Source organism: Pacificoceanicola niger (genome assembly GCF_048553275.1).
Lineage (GTDB): Bacteria > Pseudomonadota > Alphaproteobacteria > Rhodobacterales > Rhodobacteraceae > Pacificoceanicola.
This window is the reverse complement of the sequence record NZ_JBLZMW010000010.1, coordinates 78,249-95,339: the sequence shown is the minus strand read 5'-3', so window position 1 is coordinate 95,339 and position 17,091 is coordinate 78,249. Positions and strand designations below refer to the sequence as shown.

Below are 17,091 nucleotides of genomic sequence, written 5' to 3'. Positions count from 1 at the left end.
CCGCTCAGCCCGCCGTGTAGCCGCCGTCGGCATAGAGGATATGCCCGGTGTAGAAATCCGACGCCTTCGAGGCGAGGAAGAGCAGCGGCCCGGCGAGGTCTTCCGGTTCTCCCAGACGGCCCTTCGGAACGCGGGTGAGAAAGCCATTGCGCACGGTCTGTGCCTGCTCTGTGTCCTCGAACATCCAGGCCGTCAGCGGCGAGCGGAAGACCGTCGGCGCGATGGCGTTCACCGTGATGCCGGTGGGGCCAAGCTCGCAGCCGAGCGCCTTGGTGATGCCGTCGACCGCCGCCTTCGAGGCGCAATAGGCGGTGTAGCCCGCCGGATGCCCCAGAAGCCCGCGGGCCGAGGAGACGAGGACGATCTTGCCGCCCGATCCTTGCGCCTTCATCTGCGACGTCGCGGCCTTGGCCAACATCCAGCTCTGGGTGACGTTGGCATCCATGACCGAGGTGAATGTCTCCACCGCCATCTCGTCGATCTTGGCGACCTTGTTCATCCCGGAGGCCACGACGAGGATGTCGAGCGCCCCATGCGCCGCCACGGTCTGCGCCACCATGTTGGTGCAGGCTTCCTCCGTGTCGGGGCGGGCGTTGATGGTGGTGACTGTGGCGCCAAGCGCGCGTACCTCTTCGGCGATCTCGCCCAACGCCTCGGCGTTCCCGGCAGAGAGCACGAGCTTGCAGCCCGCCCCCGCCAGCACCCGCGCCGCCACCATGCCAAAGGCCCCGGAGGCCCCGGTGATCAGCGCGACCTTGCCCTCTACGTCGAACATCGACAGCGGATCGGCCAGTGCATGTGTCATCTGGTTCATAAGCTCAGTCCTTTGGCGGATAGGGGATGACCACGAGCATGCGGCAGACGTGGTTCGTGCGGTTTTCGATGCGCCGCACCTGTCCGGGCGGAACGGTGAGGCTGTCCATGGCGCGCAACACCTCGGTGTGACCGTCCCATTCGACGGTCATCTCGCCGTCGAGCACGACGTAGACTTTTTCGAAGGGGGTGCTGTCGGGACCGGCGCCGCCGCCGGGCAGGAATTGCGAGAAACCGACCCACTGGTTCGTCGGTCCGCCCTCCTCGAAGCCTTGCAGGCGCAGGCCGTGGCAGCCCCAGTGGTTCGGGGCGTCGTAAGCGCGGGCGTCTTCGAACTTCTTCAACAACATGGGCTTACTTCTCCTCCAAAGCACGCGACGTCATGAAGCTCAGCATTTCGAATGCGAGCGACTGGTCCGCTGTGCCGATATGTTCGACGATCGAGATGTGGTTATGTCCGGGCACGCCGGTAATCAGTGGCAGGCGGCCGTCTCGCGTTGCGAGCGCTTCGATCAGAAGGCGGGTCTGCTTAATGATGACGTCGGGCTCGTGCTCGGCGTAGGCGATCATGACCGGGATCTTCCGGCCTTCGAGAGCGTTCACGACAGATTGCTCTGACCGGTCGCCGTCGATGCCATAGTAAAGCGCATCGCGAGAGGGATCTATGTCGCGCGCAGTCAGGTCGACGGTCGGGGGTGAAATCAGGGTGGTGCCGATCACGCCGTCATCCTCGGCCTGAAGATCTTCGCGAAAGACGTAATCCGCCACATGCATGGCCCCGGCGGAGTTGCCGACGACAAAAACCTTCGACGGATCGCCGCCCATGTTCGCAACACGCGCGCCAATCCATTCCAGCGCAGCCCGCACGTCTTCTGCCCCGGAGGGCCAAGGATGGTCGGGCGCAAGGCGATAATTCATGGTCACGGCCACCACGCCATTCCGGGCGAACCAGCGACCGATCCCGGCGACATCCGCCTTGTCGCCCCGCACGAACCCGCCGCCATGGACGAAGATCATGACCGGGTTCGATCCGTCCGCGGCCTCCGGCGCGTAAACATCAAGCATGTTTCGGGCATCGGGCCCGTAAGACAGGTCGCGCTGGACGCTGAGCCCTGTCTCATCCGCGGCGGCATGCAACGGCGCATAAAGCGCCTTCGTCCCGCCAACCATCTCGCGGCTCAATTCGCGGCCCAGATCGGGCAGCTTGGCGGCGATGTCCGGCGTCTGAGACACCTGGGCCATGGAGGCTCCGGCCAGACCGGACGCGCATAGCACGGTCGTCAAAAGGAATTTCATGTCTCCCCTCCCATAAGGCACCGGCTCCTCTTTCGGTGTTTGTCGGGGCGGCCTGAGGCGGCCGCGCCCTGTTCTGGCCCGAGGGTGTCTCGGGGGGTGGTGGGGGAGCGCCCCCACGATCGTTGGTCAGAAGGTTTCGCCGGCCTCGATGCGGTATTGCTGGCCCTTGTCGATCATCGCCACGAGGCGGACGATGCAGCCATCGCCGCGGTCCCAGTTCCACGGGAAGAAGGCGAAGGTGCAGCGTTTGCCGGACACCGCGTCAAGGTCGCCGCCGACATTCTCGATGCCCATAATGCCGTTCTTGAACAGCAGGTTGTGCACCGGCTCCCACTCCGGGAAGTCCTCTTCCCAGCCGCGCCCGCCGGACCATTCCTTGTACTCTGCCTCGAGATGCGGCAGCAGCGGGCCGTTGCGCTGCGGGCCGATGGCGGTGGCCAGCGGGTGGTCGTTGGCCTGCGTGTCGTGGCCGACGACCTTCACACCCTTCTCGATCATCCACTCCGCCGCCGATTTCACGAGGCCCGGGCAATAGGCAAAGTAATCGCCATCCTCGTACTGCTTGTGCCAGCCGGTGTTGATGATGAGTACGTCGCCCTTGCGAATCGCGTGACCGCAGGCCTTTTCCAGATCCTCGCCCGTGATCGGCTCCCACTTCTTCTTGGGCAGGTTCACGACAATGCCGGTGCCAAAGAAATGCGGCAGCGGCACTTCGTCGATGAAAGGTGTGCCCTGAACCACGTGGGCTGGTGCGTCAATATGCGTGGTTGCATGCATCGTCGTGGTGATCCGCTGCGATAGCACGCCGGACTTCGCCATGTAGTGAATGCGCTCGATCTTGGTGTCTTCGAAATACGGCCAGTTCGGGTTCTGGAAGCCGAAGCGATGGCTGAGGTTGTAGAACTCTACCCCCATCGTGTTGTCGGTGTTTCCCTCGAATTCGATCCCTCTGATCATGACCATTGGCATGGCTCCCCTGTGCGCGCAGACCTGAGGTCGCGCGGCTTTCCGAATTGAAACTGCAGGATGTATGGTTCCTCCCATCCCTGCTCAAAACGATACAGAATGACCACGATACGGTCAAATAGTATTTTATCGCGCGAACAAAGTACCGTATTGTGGGTTGTGCACGAGAGCATTGCACTCACGATGCGGGCGGGTAAGACAGGTTCGGAGGAGGCACCATCATGGTCGGGACGACACGGGAAGACAGTGGAAAGGGCGGCATTCAGGTCATTGAACGCGCGGCGAAAATCCTGCGCGCGCTAAAGCATGACCGGGCCGGGATGAGCCTTGGGCAGATCGCCGAGGCGGTGGAGCTGCCGCGCTCCACGGTGCAGCGAATCGTCGCCGCGCTGATGGCCGAACGGCTGCTTGCCGCCGGATCGCGGGCGGGACGAATCAGGCTCGGGCCAGAGATCACCGCCCTGGCCGAGCAAAGCCGGAATTCGGTGATCGAGACCTGCCGTCTTGTGCTCTCGGAGCTGTCGCAGGCAACCGGCGAGACAGCCGACCTTTCGGTGCTGCGTGGCGGGGCGATGCTGTTCCTCGACCAGATCCCGGGCACACACCGGCTGCGGACCGTGTCAGCGGTGGGCGACGCCTTTCCGCTGACGACGACGGCCAACGGTCTCGCCTGCCTTGCCGAGATGGAGGAGGGCGAAGCGCTCGACCTCGCGCGCGAGGAATGGCAGCGCAAGGGCCTGCAGCGGGACGAGGCCGAGTTTCTGGGGCAACTCGCGGAGATCCGCGCCACTGGTCTGGCCTACGACCTCGACGCGCATACTGACGGCATCTCGGCGGTGGGCGTCGCGGTACGCGACTGGAGCGGTGGGCTGTACGGTATCTCCGTACCGGTCCCCTCTGCACGTTTCGAGGAGGTCCGCCCCACGGTCGAGGCCGCCGTCCGTCGCGCCCGCGATCATGCGGGCAAGCTGCTGTCGTCGAGCTGAGCCGGGCCCCGAGAGAAGGCATCTCGGTCGACGAGTGACTTGCAAACCCTGTGCCACGGGCCGCTGATCCTGTGATCCGCATCGGTTACAGGACGCGGCGTGCCCATTGGACTTCTCCAACGGGACGACGGCGGAACGGTTCGCAGAAGCACGGCACCCGAAGCGATCCGGACGATCGCCATCGGCAATCGGTTCAGCCCCTCGGTGACGACCCAGGCTTTCTCACGATGCATGGGCTGTTGCGTTAATCGTTTGGTTTGGTCAGTTTCGCGCTTTTGAGGTTGGGCATGCTGCGTAAATCCCCGTTCAAGCATCATCGCTTTCCGCGTGAGATCGTCCTTTGTGCGGTGCGTTGGTCTCTGCGCTACCCGGTGTCCTGCCAGGACGTGTTGGATCTCCTGGCAGAGCGTGATGTCATCGTTGACCGGTCGACCATCTTTCCCCGGGTTCACGAGTTCGGCCTCGAATTGACCAAGCGCAGCGAGAAACACTTACGCCGTGCAAGTGTAGACAGGCATGTCGACGAAACCTGCATCCGCGTCGGTGGCAAGGGGCGCTATTTCTGGCGCGCCATCGGTGTAAATGCCTGGATGGTCGACTTCCGCCTCACCGCGCGACGCGATGCCAAGGCGGCACAGGCCTTTCCCAACAAGGCAATCGAGCGTGTGCGCTTGCACCGGCCAACTACGATGGTGACGGAAAAGGCGCACAGCCATCGTCGCGTCATTCGAGAGGTCAATCACCATTATGACCCTCGCTTTGACAGCATCCGGCACATTGATGGAAAGTGGCGAAACAATCTGATCGAGAGCGATCACGCGGCCATGAAACGGCGACTCGGATATCGTGAGAGCTTCCGATTCTTGCGATCGGCCAAGGCGCCCTTCAGCGGCAGCAGACAATCCGCACCATCAAACGCGGGCATATCCGTCACAAGAAGCCAAGCGTCAAAGGCGAGATCGAATTCATCTGCGGGCCCTTGGAAAATGCTGTGTGACCCTGGCGTCTTGCCGGGCTTTCAAGCACCGGCAGAAACAAGGCAACAGTCCCCTGACGAATGAGGCGCGCGAGGCCCCCTTGGGGGGCGTTGCAGGCCGCGCTTGGGAGGCATGGGGTCGCGCCGGAGCGGTTTCGGGCGCTGGAGCCGGGAGAGGCCTGGGCTATTCCCGCCTGACGGGCATGGGGCCGGGCACAAAAAGGCCCATGGCGCTGAGGGAGGAGACGCCATGGGCCATGGTGACCTGAAGCAAGGGGAGGATCTCAGGTCTTGTTATACTTGGTGTCAACGTCGTTGATCGCTTGAACGTTCCCTGCCGAAGCGCCGTTTTCGTCAAATTTTTTCGAAAGCCACGTGTCGGCGATCTCCTTGGCCAGTTCCGGACCGATCACGCGGGCGCCCATGGTGATGATATGGGCATTGTTCGAGGTCGCGGCCTTCCCGGCGGAATAGGTGTCGTGACACTGCGCGGCGCGGATGCCGGGGACCTTGTTGGCGGAAAGGCAAACGCCGATGCCGGTGCCGCAGATGAGGATGGCGCGCTCATAGTCCCCCGCGAGGACGGCAGAGGCCACGCGGTCCGAAAGGTTGGCGTAAAAGGCGTCGGGCCCGGCGTCGGTGCGCGAGATCTCCGACACCTCGTGATTGGCGGAGAGGTGTTCGGCAAGGATTTTCGCGAGGCCTTCGCCTGCGCTGTCTCCGGCAACTGCAATTTTCATGTCATGTTCCTTTTCAGGGTCAGAGGGTTTTGGCGCATTTGGCCAGAATGTCGAGGTAGCCATCGACATCCCAGGCAGAGCGCCCGATGAACAGGCCGTCGATATGCGGGCAGGCGATGAGTTCCTCGCAGTTGCCCGGATTGACGGACCCGCCGTAGAGGCAGGGGATCTTGCGGCCCAGCACGTCGCGGGCCACGGCGATGATCTCCGCCTGCCGCGCGTCGGCGTAGTCGGAGGTGGCCGGGATGCCGTTCTCGCCGATCGCCCAGACCGGTTCATAGGCGAGCAGGACGGGGGCGGATGTCTGGCTCTCGGAGAGTTTGCCCAGGGCGCCGCGCACCTGGCTTTCCAGAACTTCACTTGCCCGGCCGGATTCGCGCTCCTCCAGCGTCTCGCCAATGCAGATCAGCGGGGTCAGCCCGTGACGCACGGCGGCTTCGGTCTTGAGCCCGACGGTCTCATCGGTTTCGCCGAAATGCGCGCGGCGCTCGGAATGGCCAAGCTCGACCATGTCGAGCTTGCAATCGGTCAGTTGCAGGGGCGAGACCTCGCCGGTCCAGGCGCCCGCGTCGGCCCAGTGCATATTCTGTGCCCCGACCTTCACCGAGGTATCCTTGAGGAGCCGCTTAACCTCTCGGACCGCGGTGAAGGACGGGACGACAAAGCGCTGAATGCGGGGATCGCGCGATGCGTCCGCCGCGGCCAGCGCTTTTGCGAAGATTTCGCCCTCTGCGAGGGTCTTGTTCATTTTCCAGGATGTGCCGATCCAGATGTCGGGGGTGCTCATGCTGTGGCCTTTTGCGTGTCGTCGGATGCGATGGTGAGGGGAACGCCTGCGGCCTCGAGCGCGGCGCGTGCCTCGGCGCTCGGGGCGGCATCGGTGATGATGTGATCGAATTCGTCGAGGCCGGCGAGCCGGTAGAGCGCGGCCTGACCGAAGCGGCTGTGATTGACCACGAGCACCCGCGCGGTGGCCTGATCCATCATGCGGCGTTTCGATTGCACCACGTCGCCCTCCATATGGAAGGTCTCAAGTCCCATGACGGCGGGCGTGGAGATGAACGCAATGTCCGCGCGCAGGCCGCAGAGCGCATCTTCGGTAATCTTGCCGAGGTAGGCGTTGTATTTTGCCGAATAAGCGCCGCCAAGGGCGATCAGGGTGATACCGTTTTCGCCGCGCAGGGTGTCGATCACGGCGGCATTGTTGGTGATGACGGTCAGCGGGCGCTTCTGCACGAGCATCTGGCCCAGCACGGCGGTCATGGAGCCGTCATTGATCATCACCGTCATGCCAGGCTCGATCAGGTCGAGCGCGGCGCGGGACATGGTGGCCTTGGCGCTGGCGTTCTGGCGTTCGCGGAAACGGAAGTCGGATTCGAACTGGGTCCCGGACTGGATGGTGGCGCCGCCGCGCAGCTTGCGCAGCAGCCCGGCGCCTTCGAGCTCGTCGAGATCGCGATGAATGGTCATGCGGGAGACGGCGAAGCGCTCCGCGAGCGCGTCAAGCTCGACGGTGCCATCCGTCACCAGCAGATCCATGATCGCCTGTTGCCTGTCGTCGCGTTTCACCGGTGAGTTCCCTAGATTGTCTGTTTTGTAACATCGCACATCACATAAATATCGTCAATGATGTGATTTTGGGATTTATGGATGTGATTAATTCTTGTGTTTTCGCGTGAGGCCATGATAGGTGGAACCACGCAAGGAGAGAGCCATGCCCCATGTAATGACGAGCGACGTGATGCCCCTGACGCTGGATCGCGACGCGCCGATCGCCGCGCCCACGCTGCCCGAGTACCTGCATGGCTGGGCCGGGGCGGATGAGGCGCGGCAGGCGCTGGCCACGTTGATCCTCGCGCTGGCGGATGAGGCGGTGCCGCTGGCGCTGCGTCTGGCCCAGGGCATGCTGCCCGGTGATCCCACCCATATCGTGGGCGAGAACGACAGCGGCGACCGGCAGAAGGCGCTCGATGTGGCGGCGCATGATCACATGATCGACGCGATGCGCGGCCTGCGGGTGGCCAAAGTCCTGTCCGAGGAGGCCGAAGAGGTCGAGACGCTTGATCCCAAGGGGATTTTCGACGTTGCCATGGACCCGATCGACGGCTCGGGCAGCATCGGGATCGGCGCGCCGCTGGGGGCTTTGTTCGCGATCTTCCCGGCGGGGGAGAGTTTCCTGCGCACTGGGCGCGAGATGATCGCGGCGTGTTACGTGTCCTTCGGCCATTCGGTGGACTTTGGCTTCAGCACCGGCGCGGGGGTCGTTCTGGCGACGTTCGATCCGGTCCGGGGCGAATTCTTTGTCGACGAGACCGGCGTGACGGTAAAACCGAAGACCACGACCGTGGCGTTCAATGTTTCCTATTATCGGCGCTGGAGCGATGGCCTGCAGTCCTATGTGCGCGATGTCCTGGACGGGGCGAGCGGGCCGCGCGGTATGGACTTCAACATGCGCTGGATCGCGGCGGCGGTGGGCGATCTGCACCGGATTTTGCGCCGCGGCGGGCTGTTCATGTATCCAGGCGACACGCGGCCGGGATATGAGGACGGGTACCTGCGGCTGGCCTACGAGGCGTTTCCGATTGCCTACCTGATGGAACAGGCCGGAGGAGCGGCGACCGATGGGGTGACCCCGATCCTCGATCTGGCCCCCGCGCATCTGCACGATCGCGTGCCGCTGGTGTTCGGCAGCGTGGACGAAGTGAACACCGTGAAAACATACCTGACCGAACAGAAGGACTGATCAGATGAAATTCTTTGTAGACACCGCCATCATCGACGACATCAAGGAGCTCAACGACTACGGCTTGCTTGACGGGGTGACGACGAACCCGTCGCTGATCGCCAAATCCGGACGCGATTTCAAGGAAGTCATCGCCGAGATCTGCGCAATCGTTGGCGGGCCGGTGTCGGCCGAAGTGGCGGCGCTGGACTTTGACGGGATGGTTGCCGAGGGCGAGCACCTGGCGAAGATCGCGGCCAATGTGGTGATCAAACTGCCGTTGACACTGGACGGGCTGAAGGCCTGCCGCCACTTCACCAGCAAGGGCATCAAGACGAACGTGACACTTTGCTTTGCCGCCAATCAGGCGCTGCTGGCGGCCAAGGCGGGAGCGACATATATTTCGCCATTCATTGGCCGATTGGACGATCTTAACATAGACGGCATGGAGTTGATCGCGGATATCCGGGCAATCTACGACAACTACGGGTTCGAAACAGAGATCCTTGCAGCCTCGATCCGCACCGCGAATCACGTGAAAGAGGCTGCGATTGCCGGGGCCGACGTGGCGACGATCCCGCCTGGCGTGATCAAGGGGCTGGCGGGCCATGTCCTGACGGACAAGGGCCTGGAGCAGTTCTCGAAGGATTGGGCAGCGACAGGGCAATCGATCCTCTGAGAGGTTTCGCCGCGCTTCGCGCGTCGACCAGCCGGGGGCTTCGCCCCCGGACCCCCGAGGATATTTGGACAGAGAAGAATCCAGGTCACATCGCTCTGTTTCTTCTCTGATCAAATATCCAAATAGACTTTTTCGTTACGCGCCCGGTTCGAATGCATACGAACAGGGGCTTTTAGCCTACGCGGGCGTCAGCCCGCGCCCCCGGGCGACGCGCAAAGCGCGGCGCAACTTATTACATGTTGAGCAAGGCGCGGGCGGTGACCTCGTCGGTAATCAGACCTGATAGCCTGCCGCTTTTCAGGACGGCATGGATGGCGCGTACTTTTTCTCCGCCGCCGGCGAGTGCGATGATGCGGTCTTTGCGGGTGTCGTCCAGCGAGACGGCGAGGGTGCGGGACGTCAGAGGCGTTTCCAGTGCGTTGCCCGAAGGGTCGAAGAAGTGTCCGAGCATTTCGCCGACGCCGCCTGCAGCGGAGATGGCGTCGATCTCGGACGGTTCGATCATTCCCGAGGTCACCAATTGGGTTTCCGGCTCCACCGTGCCGATGCCGACGATTTTCAGGGGTGCGGTTTCTGCCAGTTGGAAGACTTCCGCCACGCCGCGCTGAGAGAGCAGGACTTCGCGGTCTTCGCTGGTGTTGGCGAAGAACGGTACCGGCATGACATAGGCACGGGCGCCGGTTTTCTCTGCCAGCAGGTGCATCACGTCGTGCGGGTTGGCGGCGAAGTTGCGGGTGAGGCCGCCGAGCAGAGACACGAACCGCAGGGTGCCTGCATTGAATCGGGGCATTGCACGGACAGCTTCGGCGAGGGTTCTGCCGTGGCCGATGCCGATGGTCAGTTCTTCGCCACCTTCCAGCCAGCGTCGGAGCCGCGATGCGCCTGCGAGGCCCAGTGTCCGCAGGGGCAGGCCGTCCTCTTCGAGGTCCGGGGCGACTTCGCAGGTTTCGAGGCCAAAGCGGGCGCAAAGGGCCTGTTCCAGCTCTATGCATTCGATGATTTCGCCTTCGATCGAGACTTTCACTGCCCCTTCGGCGACGGCGCGGGCGATCAGGCGGTGTGCCTTGACTGACGGCACGCCGAGGCGTTTGGCGACTTCGGCCTGGCGCAGGCCGCCGACGTAGTGCAGCCATGCGGCGCGGATGGCGAGGGAATGCTCGCTGTCGGCTGTGCTGCGGTCCTTGGCCATGTTCTTCTCTCTCCACGGGCTTCTTTCCATTGCCGTTAACCTTGCAAAAAGCAAGGTCGGCGTGGGATCAGACCTTCAGGTCCTTCTCGCCGCTGTCGATATGGGGTGCCCAGAAGGCGACGCTCTCGGCGATCTGCGGGATCACCTGCCGGTCGTTGGGCTCGCGTTCCTTGAAGGACAGTTCGAGGCAGATTTCGTTGTCCTGTGCACCGCCCGCCGCGAAGGCTTCGAGGAGGGGTTCCGGCTGGATCGCGCCTTTGGCGTTGAACGCGGCGGTGAAAGGGCGGTGGCCGGATTTGTCCCTCATCGACTGTTTGATGTGGATGATCGGGGAAACCTTCGGGACAGCGCGCGCCCAGGCATAGGGGTCGGTGTCGTCCGGGTTCGGGGAGGTGACGTCGCCGTGGTCGATGTCGGCCATCATCCACATCGGGACGGCCATGTCGGCGGCGGACAGGCGGTCTTGCAGGCTCAGGCCGGCGTCGATGGTTTCGCCAAATTCGCGGCCGACCGACATGGGTTCCCAGAAGACGAATTCCAGCCCCGCGCCCTTCGCGTGCTCTGCCACCTCGGCCCAGTGCTCGATGGCGATCCGGATCAGCTCTTCGCGGCGCTGCTCGTTGTCGTAGTCGCGATAGGTGAAGATCGCGAATTGCGTGCCGACAGAGGCGCCGCCGAGATCGCCGATGATGTCGGCGAAGGTCTTGAACCAGTCGCCGTAGTAGCGGCGGACCTCCGGGTCCGGGTGGCCGAAGTGGTTGAGGCGCCCATAAGGCCCGGTCATGCCGGAGGTGACGCGGGCGCCGGTGCGCTGAAGCGCGCGGTCCATTTGCCGGGTGAGGCGGCGGATCACCGGGGCGGGCCAGCTTGGGTTGATGAACTCATGCGTCAGCTGGATATCGCGGATGCGAATGTCGCGGGCGATGGCGTCGATCAGATCGTCGGGATCGGCAAAGCGGTTGACCAGCGGATTTGTGTTGAGCGAGAGCGTCAGCGGCATGTCAGGCCGCCTCCGCGCGGGCGTTGAACCAGTCGGTGAAGGCCTGTTGTTCGGCGTCGCTCAGGTGCAGGCGGTGCTTGGTCCGGCGCCAGAGGATGTCTTCGGCGGTTTGCGCCCATTCATGCTCCACGAGATAGCGCACTTCGGCCTCGTAGAGGTAGCCGCCGAAATGTTTGCCCAGCCCGTCGAGCGAGGTGGCGGAGCCTGCGATCCGGGCGGTGCGGGTGCCGTAGAGACGACCATAGTGGCGGCGCAGCGCGCGCGGCATCCACGGGAAATCGGCCTTCATCCGATTGCGGAAGTCTTCGTAATCCGCACCGGGCATGTCGCCGCCGGGCAGGGGGGCGCTTTCGGTCCAGTCGCCGCGCATCTGCGGGAACAGGTGGGTGATCTTGTGCAGGCCGCGTTCGGCCAGTTCGCGGAAGGTGGTGATCTTGCCACCGAAGATGTTCAGCAACGGCGCGCCGCCGGTCTCGTCGAGATCGAAGACGTAGTCGCGGGTCACGGCGGAGGGGTTGCCCTGGCCGTCGTCAAACAGCGGGCGGACGCCGGAAAACGTGGTAAGCACGTCCTCGCGGGTGAGCTGTTCCTTGAAGTACCTGTTCACGGCGTCGAGCAGATACTGGACTTCGCTTTCGTCGGCGGTGACATCCTCGGCGCGGCCCTCGTAGGCGATGTCGGTGGTGCCGATCAGCGCCTTGTCGCGCTCGTAGGGGTTGATGAAGATCACGCGTTTGTCGTGGTTCTGCACCAGGTAGGCGTTCTCGCCCTTCCAGAATTTCGGCACGATGATGTGCGATCCTTTGACGAGGCGCACATTGCGCGCGGAGTTCGATCCGGCGACGCGGGTGACGACATCCGTGACCCAGGGTCCGGCGGCGTTGACCAGCAGTTTGGCCTCGAAGGTCTGCGTCTCGCCGGTGAGGGTGTTCTTGGTCGTGACATGCCATGCGCCGTTTTCGCGGCGGGCGGAGATGCAGGGGGAGCGGGTGAGCACGCTTGCGCCGCGTTCGGCGGCGTCGACGGCATTGAGGATGACAAGACGGGCATCATCGACCCAGCAATCGGAATATTCGAACCCCTTGGTGTAGCTGTCCTTGAGCGCGGCGCCTTCGGGATCGCGTTTGAGATCGAGGGTGCGGGTGCCGGGCAGCTTTTTGCGGCCGCCGAGGTGATCGTAAAGGAACAGGCCCAGGCGCACGAGCCACGCGGGACGATCCTGCGGCGAATGCGGCAGGACAAAGCGCATGGGCCAGATGATGTGCGGGGCGTTCCTCATCAGCACTTCGCGCTCGATCAGCGCTTCGCGGACGAGGCGGAATTCGTAGTATTCGAGGTAGCGCAGGCCCCCATGCACGAGCTTGCCCGAGCGGGAGGAGGTGCCTTCGGCGAGGTCGTCCTTTTCGCACAGGACAACGGAGAGGCCGCGCCCGGCGGCGTCGCGTGCGATGCCCGCGCCGTTGATGCCGCCTCCGATGACGAAAAGATCGGTCTTGATGGGATCGCTCATGGCTTAGTGTCCTCTTGCGGCGCGGCTGGCGGCGAGCCCGTCCCAGATCGGCGGGAGGGCGGTGCGCGTGGCCTGGTAATTGGTGAAAAGCCGGTCGTAGACCGGGACGAGCTTGGCGTCGGGCGCTTCGGCTTCGCCAAGAAGCGGGGTCGTCCATTCGGCGATGCAGGCGTTCATGTCCGGATACGCGCCGATGGCGACGGCCGCCATCATGGCGCAGCCCGCCGCTCCGGCCTCCTCCCGGGAGGAGACTTTGACGGGCGTGTTGAGCGCGGCGGCGAGCACGCGGCGCAGGGCCGGAGAGCGAGCCGCGCCGCCGGTGAGGCGGAGTTCGCTCGGCATGGCTCCGATGGCGGAATAACAATCCCGGGCGGCCATGCCGAGACCCTCGATCACGGCGCGCATGATGTCAGCGAAGCGGTGAGTCTGATTGAGGCCGGTGAGGTTTGCGCGGGCGTTTGCATTGACGAAGGGGCCGCGCTCTCCGGCCTCGGAGATATAGGGGTGATAGAGCAGGGCGCCGGGGGTGGAGCGCGCCATCCAGGTGTCGATCTTGCCGACCAGATCGGCGTGGGTGGCCGTGACGCCCATTTCGGCCATGAGATCCCCGGCCAGCGCCAGCGCCCAGTCGATGTTGAGCGTCGCGGCCATGTTGGTTTGCACCTGCGTCACGAGGTCGGGCACCGGCAGGCAGATGACATAGCCCGTGCCTTCGGCGTTCAGGTGGACCTGATCGGAGGTGACGGCGCGCATATGCACGCCGGTGGAGCCGACGGTGGAGCATGCAGCGCCCGCGTCGCCCGTGTGCACGCCCGCGCCGAGGGCCGTCATCACCATGTCGACATAGCCGAGCGAGACGGGAGTTCCGGCGCGCAGGCCGGTTTGGGCGGCCGCGTCTTCGCTGAGGGGGTGGGTCGTTTGCGTGCCGTCGATGATCTCCGGCAGGAGGCCGCGTCGATGGGTCAGGCCGAGCGCCTCGATCACCGTGTCGTCATAGTGGCGATTGCGGAAATTGCCGAAAGTGAAGCTGGCCTCCGAGGGGTCCGTGGCGCGGATGCCGGTGAGGTTCAGATACAGCCAGTCCTTGCAATGCAGGGCGGCTTCGGTCTGATCGAGCATCTCTGGATGGGTGGCCTGCATATGCGCCATCTGGCTGCCCATCTGACAGGTGTTGAGGCCGGTGCCGGTGGCCTCGAAACGGGCGCGGTCCAAAGGGCCCAGGGCAAGGCGGGAGACGGTGGGTGCGGCGCGCGCGTCGAGCCAGAGCCAGGCGTCCGTGACGGGCCTGTTGCCCGCGCCGACAAGCCAGGTTCCGTCGCCCTGTCCGGTAAGGGCCAGCGCCGCGGTGCGGGCGGCGAGGTTGTCGATCTTTTCGCCCAGGCCGCGCAGCGCGGCGCAGCAATCGTCCCAGGTCGTGCCGAGGTTCTGGATGGCGGCGCCGCCCGCGCCCATGGTGTAGCGGTTGCGCACGGAGGCGGCGGCGCGCTGATGGCCGGTGAGGTCGAAGGCCACGGCCTTGATCACCGATGTGCCCGCGTCGATGCCGATGATGAGGTCGCTCGAATCAGGCATGACCGGTCTCCGGCTGCTCGGTCTGGTCGCGTGTGAGCACGTCTCCCCCCTTTGGTTTTCGGGCTTTTCTTCCTGTGGCGGCGCAGGGCACGCACAACCATGAGGCAGATTTTTCGCGCCCTGTTTGATCCCGGTGTAGCACAAAAAAAATCCATCGTCTGAATTTTTTTGCAGACATCGAAATTTATTTCACATATGGTCTGTTCAATCCGCCATGCCCGATGGGCCTGCGGAGCGCCGGTTCCCACATCTGATCTGAGGAGGTCAGGGGCGGCGGCGAGGGGAGGAAAGCCAAATGCAGACAGACGCTTGGCCAAACCCTGCGATAAAGTTTTGCCCCGCCGTCGAGGTCGGGGAATCACGGGGCCTGCAGTGGCAGGTTCGGAGCGCCGGGCGGTGACGCTGTTCGGGGGCAATCAGAAAGGGGTGTGGAGGCCATGGCCATGAGCGAGACATCGAAAGCCAAAGGCGCGACCGGGTCGCGGCGCGGGCTCTATATCGCTATCGCGGCGGTTGTGGTGCTGGGGGCCATCGCGCTGGATACCACCGTGGTGACGGTCGGCTCCGAGGCGGACCTGCGGCAGCAGGCGTTTGAACCTGATCGCTTTGGCGCGGCAGAGTTCCCGCGCATTCGGGAGGCGGTGCAGGCGCGCGCCGCAGAGGCCGCGACGCTGGCTGCCGATCTCAAGGCCGACAAGGCCGCCGCGATCGCGGCGCATGGCACAATGGCGGGCGCATTCCCGGTGATGGCGGTGACGCTGACCGGCGTGGCGGGGGAAGGCAAATCCGGCATTGTCCCGGTGGAAGTGGCGGACCTGCCCGAAGGCACGAAGATCCGCGTGCAGACCGGTCCGGCGATCAACGGCACCGAATTGCGCGACGTGGTCGGCGATATCGCGTTCGGCGCCTTCAAGAACCAGATCGAGTACCAGGACGCCGGCGCGGGGATTAACCGGGCTATGGCGGCCGAAACGCTGGACGGTCTCGATCGGGACACCCTGCAGGGCAAGACGATCACCGTCACCGGTGCGTTTACCATGATCAACCCGAAGAACTGGCTGGTGACACCGGTCACGCTTGAGGTGCAGTGATGATCCATGACGAGACTCGGACCGCGCAGCCGGAAGCCGGAGAGGTGGTGCTCGCCGCGCGCAATGTCGCCAAGAGTTTCGGGGCGGTGCAGGCGCTGAAGGGTGTCAATTTCGACGTGCATCGCGGCCAGGTGACCACCCTGTTCGGAGAGAATGGCGCGGGCAAATCGACGTTGATGAAGATCCTGTCGGGCGTGCATTTGCCGTCCTCGGGCGAATTGCTGCTCGATGGCAAGCCGGTGGCGATCAAGTCGACGGTGGAAGCGCGGGATCTGGGCATTTCGATCATCCATCAGGAGCTGAGCCTCGCGCCGAACATGACCGTGCGGGACAACATCTTCATGGGACGCGAGATCATCGGGCCGATGGGCGTGGATTTTGCCGAAGAGGCCCGCCAGACCGCCGCGCTCATGCGGGAGCTGGAAGAAGACATCGATCCGCTGACCCCGGTGGAAAATCTGCGTCTGGGGCAGCAGCAGATCGTCGAGATCGCGCGGGCGTTGTCGGTGAATTCGCGGATCCTGATCATGGATGAGCCGACCTCCGCGCTGTCCGCCTCCGAGGTCGAGGTGCTGTTCAAGGTCATCGAAGACCTGAAGGCCAAGGGCGTGAGCATTGTCTATATCTCCCACCACCTCGAAGAGGCGTTGACCATCACCGACCATGCGGTGGTGCTGCGGGACGGGGTGATGACGGCCTATGCGCCGCGCGCGGACATCGACCTTGAGTGGATCGTGCGCGCGATGGTGGGGGAGAATTTCGACCTTGGCGCGCCGCCGCAGAGCGCCTTCGGCGCGCCCGCACTGGAACTCAAGGGCCTGTCCGTGGCGTCGCACACCGGCGATGGTCTGGCGGTGGATGGGCTGGATCTGACGGTCCGGAAGGGCGAGATCGTCTGTATCTACGGGCTCATGGGCGCGGGGCGCACGGAGATGATGGAGACGGTCGCGGGGCGCCTGTCACCGGTCGCGGGCGAGGTTTTGCTGAACGGCACTTCCGTGCTGGGCATGAGCATTGCACAGCGCATCGATGCCGGTTTGGTTCTCGTGCCGGAGGACCGGCAGCGCGACGGTTTGGTGCAGACCATGACGGTCGGGCGGAACCTGTCGCTGTCCTCGATCGGGCGGTTCACCCGGGGGCTGTTTACCAACCTGCGCGAAGAGCGGCGGATCATCGACGAATCCATCAAGGAAGTCACCGTCAAGACCGACGGCCCGGGCGCGCCGATCGGCTCGCTCTCCGGCGGCAATCAGCAAAAAGTGGTCATTGGCAAGATGCTGGTGACGCATCCGGATGTGATCCTGCTCGATGAGCCGAGCCGGGGCATCGACATCGGGGCCAAGGCCGAGGTGTTCCGCATCCTGGCCGAACACGCCATGCGCGGCATGGCGGTGGTCTATTCCACCTCCGAAGTCGGCGAGTGCCTGAGCATTGCGCACCGGATCATCGTGATGCGGCGCGGAAAGATCGCCGCCGAGTTCACGGCAGACACAACGAAAGAAGCGATCATGGCCGCCTCCGGCGAGAGCCGGGCCGCCTGATGACACGCGA

At 64.1% G+C, this 17,091-nt stretch carries 16 protein-coding genes and 1 pseudogene; 6 read left to right on the top strand and 11 right to left on the bottom strand.

Translation table 11 applies throughout. The features are described from left to right. Nucleotides 1-4: 4 nt before the first annotated feature. The 4 genes from ACN2XU_RS13855 to ACN2XU_RS13840 all read right to left on the bottom strand — a co-directional run bounded on the left by ACN2XU_RS13855 (nt 5) and on the right by ACN2XU_RS13840 (nt 3,072). Entirely contained in the window at nt 5-814 is an 810-nt protein-coding gene (locus ACN2XU_RS13855) for an SDR family NAD(P)-dependent oxidoreductase (protein WP_419411046.1), read from the bottom strand. 4 nt (nt 815-818) lie between these two features. Further along, nucleotides 819-1,163: a cupin domain-containing protein gene (locus ACN2XU_RS13850; protein ID WP_419411045.1), complete on the bottom strand. Its 345-nt coding sequence runs from the start codon at nt 1,161-1,163 to the stop codon at nt 819-821. Nucleotides 1,164-1,167: 4 nt separating this feature from the next. Next, nucleotides 1,168-2,109: an alpha/beta hydrolase gene (locus ACN2XU_RS13845; RefSeq protein ID WP_419411044.1), complete on the bottom strand. Its 942-nt coding sequence runs from the start codon at nt 2,107-2,109 to the stop codon at nt 1,168-1,170. A gap of 126 nt (nt 2,110-2,235) precedes the next feature. Further along, the gene (locus ACN2XU_RS13840) at nt 2,236-3,072 is read right to left on the bottom strand and encodes a cyclase family protein (RefSeq protein ID WP_419411043.1); all 837 of its coding nucleotides are present in this window, start codon (nt 3,070-3,072) and stop codon (nt 2,236-2,238) included. Nucleotides 3,073-3,296: 224 nt separating this feature from the next. On the opposite strand from ACN2XU_RS13840, the gene ACN2XU_RS13835 reads away from it, so the two are divergent. Together ACN2XU_RS13835 and ACN2XU_RS13830 are read left to right on the top strand one after the other, a co-directional pair. After that, a complete protein-coding gene (locus tag ACN2XU_RS13835) occupies nt 3,297-4,061 on the top strand; it encodes an IclR family transcriptional regulator (RefSeq protein ID WP_419411042.1) in 765 nt (254 codons plus the stop codon). 287 nt (nt 4,062-4,348) lie between these two features. Beyond that, nucleotides 4,349-5,058, top strand: a pseudogene (locus ACN2XU_RS13830) (IS6 family transposase). Nucleotides 5,059-5,321: 263 nt separating this feature from the next. Here the strand turns inward: ACN2XU_RS13830 and derI are convergent. From derI to ACN2XU_RS13815, 3 genes are read right to left on the bottom strand one after another with little or no spacing between them, the layout of a single operon-like run. Beyond that, a complete protein-coding gene (gene derI, locus ACN2XU_RS13825; protein ID WP_419411041.1) occupies nt 5,322-5,777 on the bottom strand; it encodes a D-erythrulose-4-phosphate isomerase in 456 nt (151 codons plus the stop codon). Between the two features lie 19 nt (nt 5,778-5,796). Further along, nucleotides 5,797-6,564: a triose-phosphate isomerase gene (locus tag ACN2XU_RS13820; protein WP_419411040.1), complete on the bottom strand. Its 768-nt coding sequence runs from the start codon at nt 6,562-6,564 to the stop codon at nt 5,797-5,799. Beyond that, entirely contained in the window at nt 6,561-7,346 is a 786-nt protein-coding gene (locus ACN2XU_RS13815) for a DeoR/GlpR family DNA-binding transcription regulator (RefSeq protein WP_419411039.1), read from the bottom strand. The genes ACN2XU_RS13820 and ACN2XU_RS13815 overlap by 4 nt, the downstream gene beginning before the upstream one ends. A gap of 145 nt (nt 7,347-7,491) precedes the next feature. Between ACN2XU_RS13815 and ACN2XU_RS13810 the strand changes: the two genes are divergently transcribed. Next, nucleotides 7,492-8,520, top strand: coding sequence for a class 1 fructose-bisphosphatase (locus ACN2XU_RS13810; protein ID WP_419411038.1), 1,029 nt, complete (start codon nt 7,492-7,494; stop codon nt 8,518-8,520). 4 nt (nt 8,521-8,524) lie between these two features. After that, nucleotides 8,525-9,178, top strand: a complete 654-nt coding sequence (gene fsa / locus ACN2XU_RS13805; protein WP_419411037.1) for a fructose-6-phosphate aldolase — start codon at nt 8,525-8,527, stop codon at nt 9,176-9,178. Between the two features lie 232 nt (nt 9,179-9,410). Here fsa and ACN2XU_RS13800 read toward each other — a convergent pair whose 3' ends face one another. The 4 genes from ACN2XU_RS13800 to ACN2XU_RS13785 all read right to left on the bottom strand — a co-directional run bounded on the left by ACN2XU_RS13800 (nt 9,411) and on the right by ACN2XU_RS13785 (nt 14,449). Continuing rightward, nucleotides 9,411-10,367, bottom strand: a complete 957-nt coding sequence (locus tag ACN2XU_RS13800) for a sugar-binding transcriptional regulator (RefSeq protein WP_419411036.1) — start codon at nt 10,365-10,367, stop codon at nt 9,411-9,413. Nucleotides 10,368-10,434: 67 nt separating this feature from the next. Beyond that, nucleotides 10,435-11,367, bottom strand: a complete 933-nt coding sequence (locus ACN2XU_RS13795; protein WP_419411035.1) for a sugar phosphate isomerase/epimerase family protein — start codon at nt 11,365-11,367, stop codon at nt 10,435-10,437. Nucleotide 11,368: 1 nt separating this feature from the next. Then, on the bottom strand, nt 11,369-12,877 hold the full coding sequence (locus ACN2XU_RS13790; RefSeq protein ID WP_419411034.1) for a glycerol-3-phosphate dehydrogenase: 1,509 nt from the start codon (nt 12,875-12,877) through the stop codon (nt 11,369-11,371). A gap of 3 nt (nt 12,878-12,880) precedes the next feature. Beyond that, nucleotides 12,881-14,449, bottom strand: coding sequence for an FGGY-family carbohydrate kinase (locus ACN2XU_RS13785; protein ID WP_419411033.1), 1,569 nt, complete (start codon nt 14,447-14,449; stop codon nt 12,881-12,883). 443 nt (nt 14,450-14,892) lie between these two features. On the opposite strand from ACN2XU_RS13785, the gene ACN2XU_RS13780 reads away from it, so the two are divergent. Both ACN2XU_RS13780 and ACN2XU_RS13775 read left to right on the top strand, forming a co-directional pair. Further along, a complete protein-coding gene (locus ACN2XU_RS13780) occupies nt 14,893-15,540 on the top strand; it encodes a DUF2291 family protein (protein WP_419411032.1) in 648 nt (215 codons plus the stop codon). After that, nucleotides 15,540-17,081 carry a sugar ABC transporter ATP-binding protein gene (locus ACN2XU_RS13775; protein WP_419411031.1) on the top strand — a complete coding sequence of 514 codons (1,542 nt, stop codon included), beginning with the start codon at nt 15,540-15,542 and terminating at the stop codon, nt 17,079-17,081. The genes ACN2XU_RS13780 and ACN2XU_RS13775 overlap by 1 nt, the downstream gene beginning before the upstream one ends. Nucleotides 17,082-17,091: the final 10 nt, after the last annotated feature.

Excerpts from the sequence above, each read along its gene's own strand:
- ACN2XU_RS13845 (WP_419411044.1), bottom strand. The coding sequence starts at position 2,109 with ATGAAATTCCTTTTGACGACCGTGCTATGCGCGTCCGGTCTGGCCGGA.
- ACN2XU_RS13850 (WP_419411045.1), bottom strand. The coding sequence starts at position 1,163 with ATGTTGTTGAAGAAGTTCGAAGACGCCCGCGCTTACGACGCCCCGAAC.
- ACN2XU_RS13820 (WP_419411040.1), bottom strand. The coding sequence starts at position 6,564 with ATGAGCACCCCCGACATCTGGATCGGCACATCCTGGAAAATGAACAAG.
- ACN2XU_RS13775 (WP_419411031.1), top strand. The coding sequence starts at position 15,540 with ATGATCCATGACGAGACTCGGACCGCGCAGCCGGAAGCCGGAGAGGTG.
- ACN2XU_RS13790 (WP_419411034.1), bottom strand. The coding sequence starts at position 12,877 with ATGAGCGATCCCATCAAGACCGATCTTTTCGTCATCGGAGGCGGCATC.
- ACN2XU_RS13800 (WP_419411036.1), bottom strand. The coding sequence starts at position 10,367 with ATGGCCAAGGACCGCAGCACAGCCGACAGCGAGCATTCCCTCGCCATC.
- ACN2XU_RS13835 (WP_419411042.1), top strand. The coding sequence starts at position 3,297 with ATGGTCGGGACGACACGGGAAGACAGTGGAAAGGGCGGCATTCAGGTC.
- ACN2XU_RS13785 (WP_419411033.1), bottom strand. The coding sequence starts at position 14,449 with ATGCCTGATTCGAGCGACCTCATCATCGGCATCGACGCGGGCACATCG.
- ACN2XU_RS13795 (WP_419411035.1), bottom strand. The coding sequence starts at position 11,367 with ATGCCGCTGACGCTCTCGCTCAACACAAATCCGCTGGTCAACCGCTTT.
- ACN2XU_RS13840 (WP_419411043.1), bottom strand. The coding sequence starts at position 3,072 with ATGGTCATGATCAGAGGGATCGAATTCGAGGGAAACACCGACAACACG.
- fsa (WP_419411037.1), top strand. The coding sequence starts at position 8,525 with ATGAAATTCTTTGTAGACACCGCCATCATCGACGACATCAAGGAGCTC.
- ACN2XU_RS13855 (WP_419411046.1), bottom strand. The coding sequence starts at position 814 with ATGAACCAGATGACACATGCACTGGCCGATCCGCTGTCGATGTTCGAC.
- ACN2XU_RS13810 (WP_419411038.1), top strand. The coding sequence starts at position 7,492 with ATGCCCCATGTAATGACGAGCGACGTGATGCCCCTGACGCTGGATCGC.
- ACN2XU_RS13780 (WP_419411032.1), top strand. The coding sequence starts at position 14,893 with ATGAGCGAGACATCGAAAGCCAAAGGCGCGACCGGGTCGCGGCGCGGG.
- derI (WP_419411041.1), bottom strand. The coding sequence starts at position 5,777 with ATGAAAATTGCAGTTGCCGGAGACAGCGCAGGCGAAGGCCTCGCGAAA.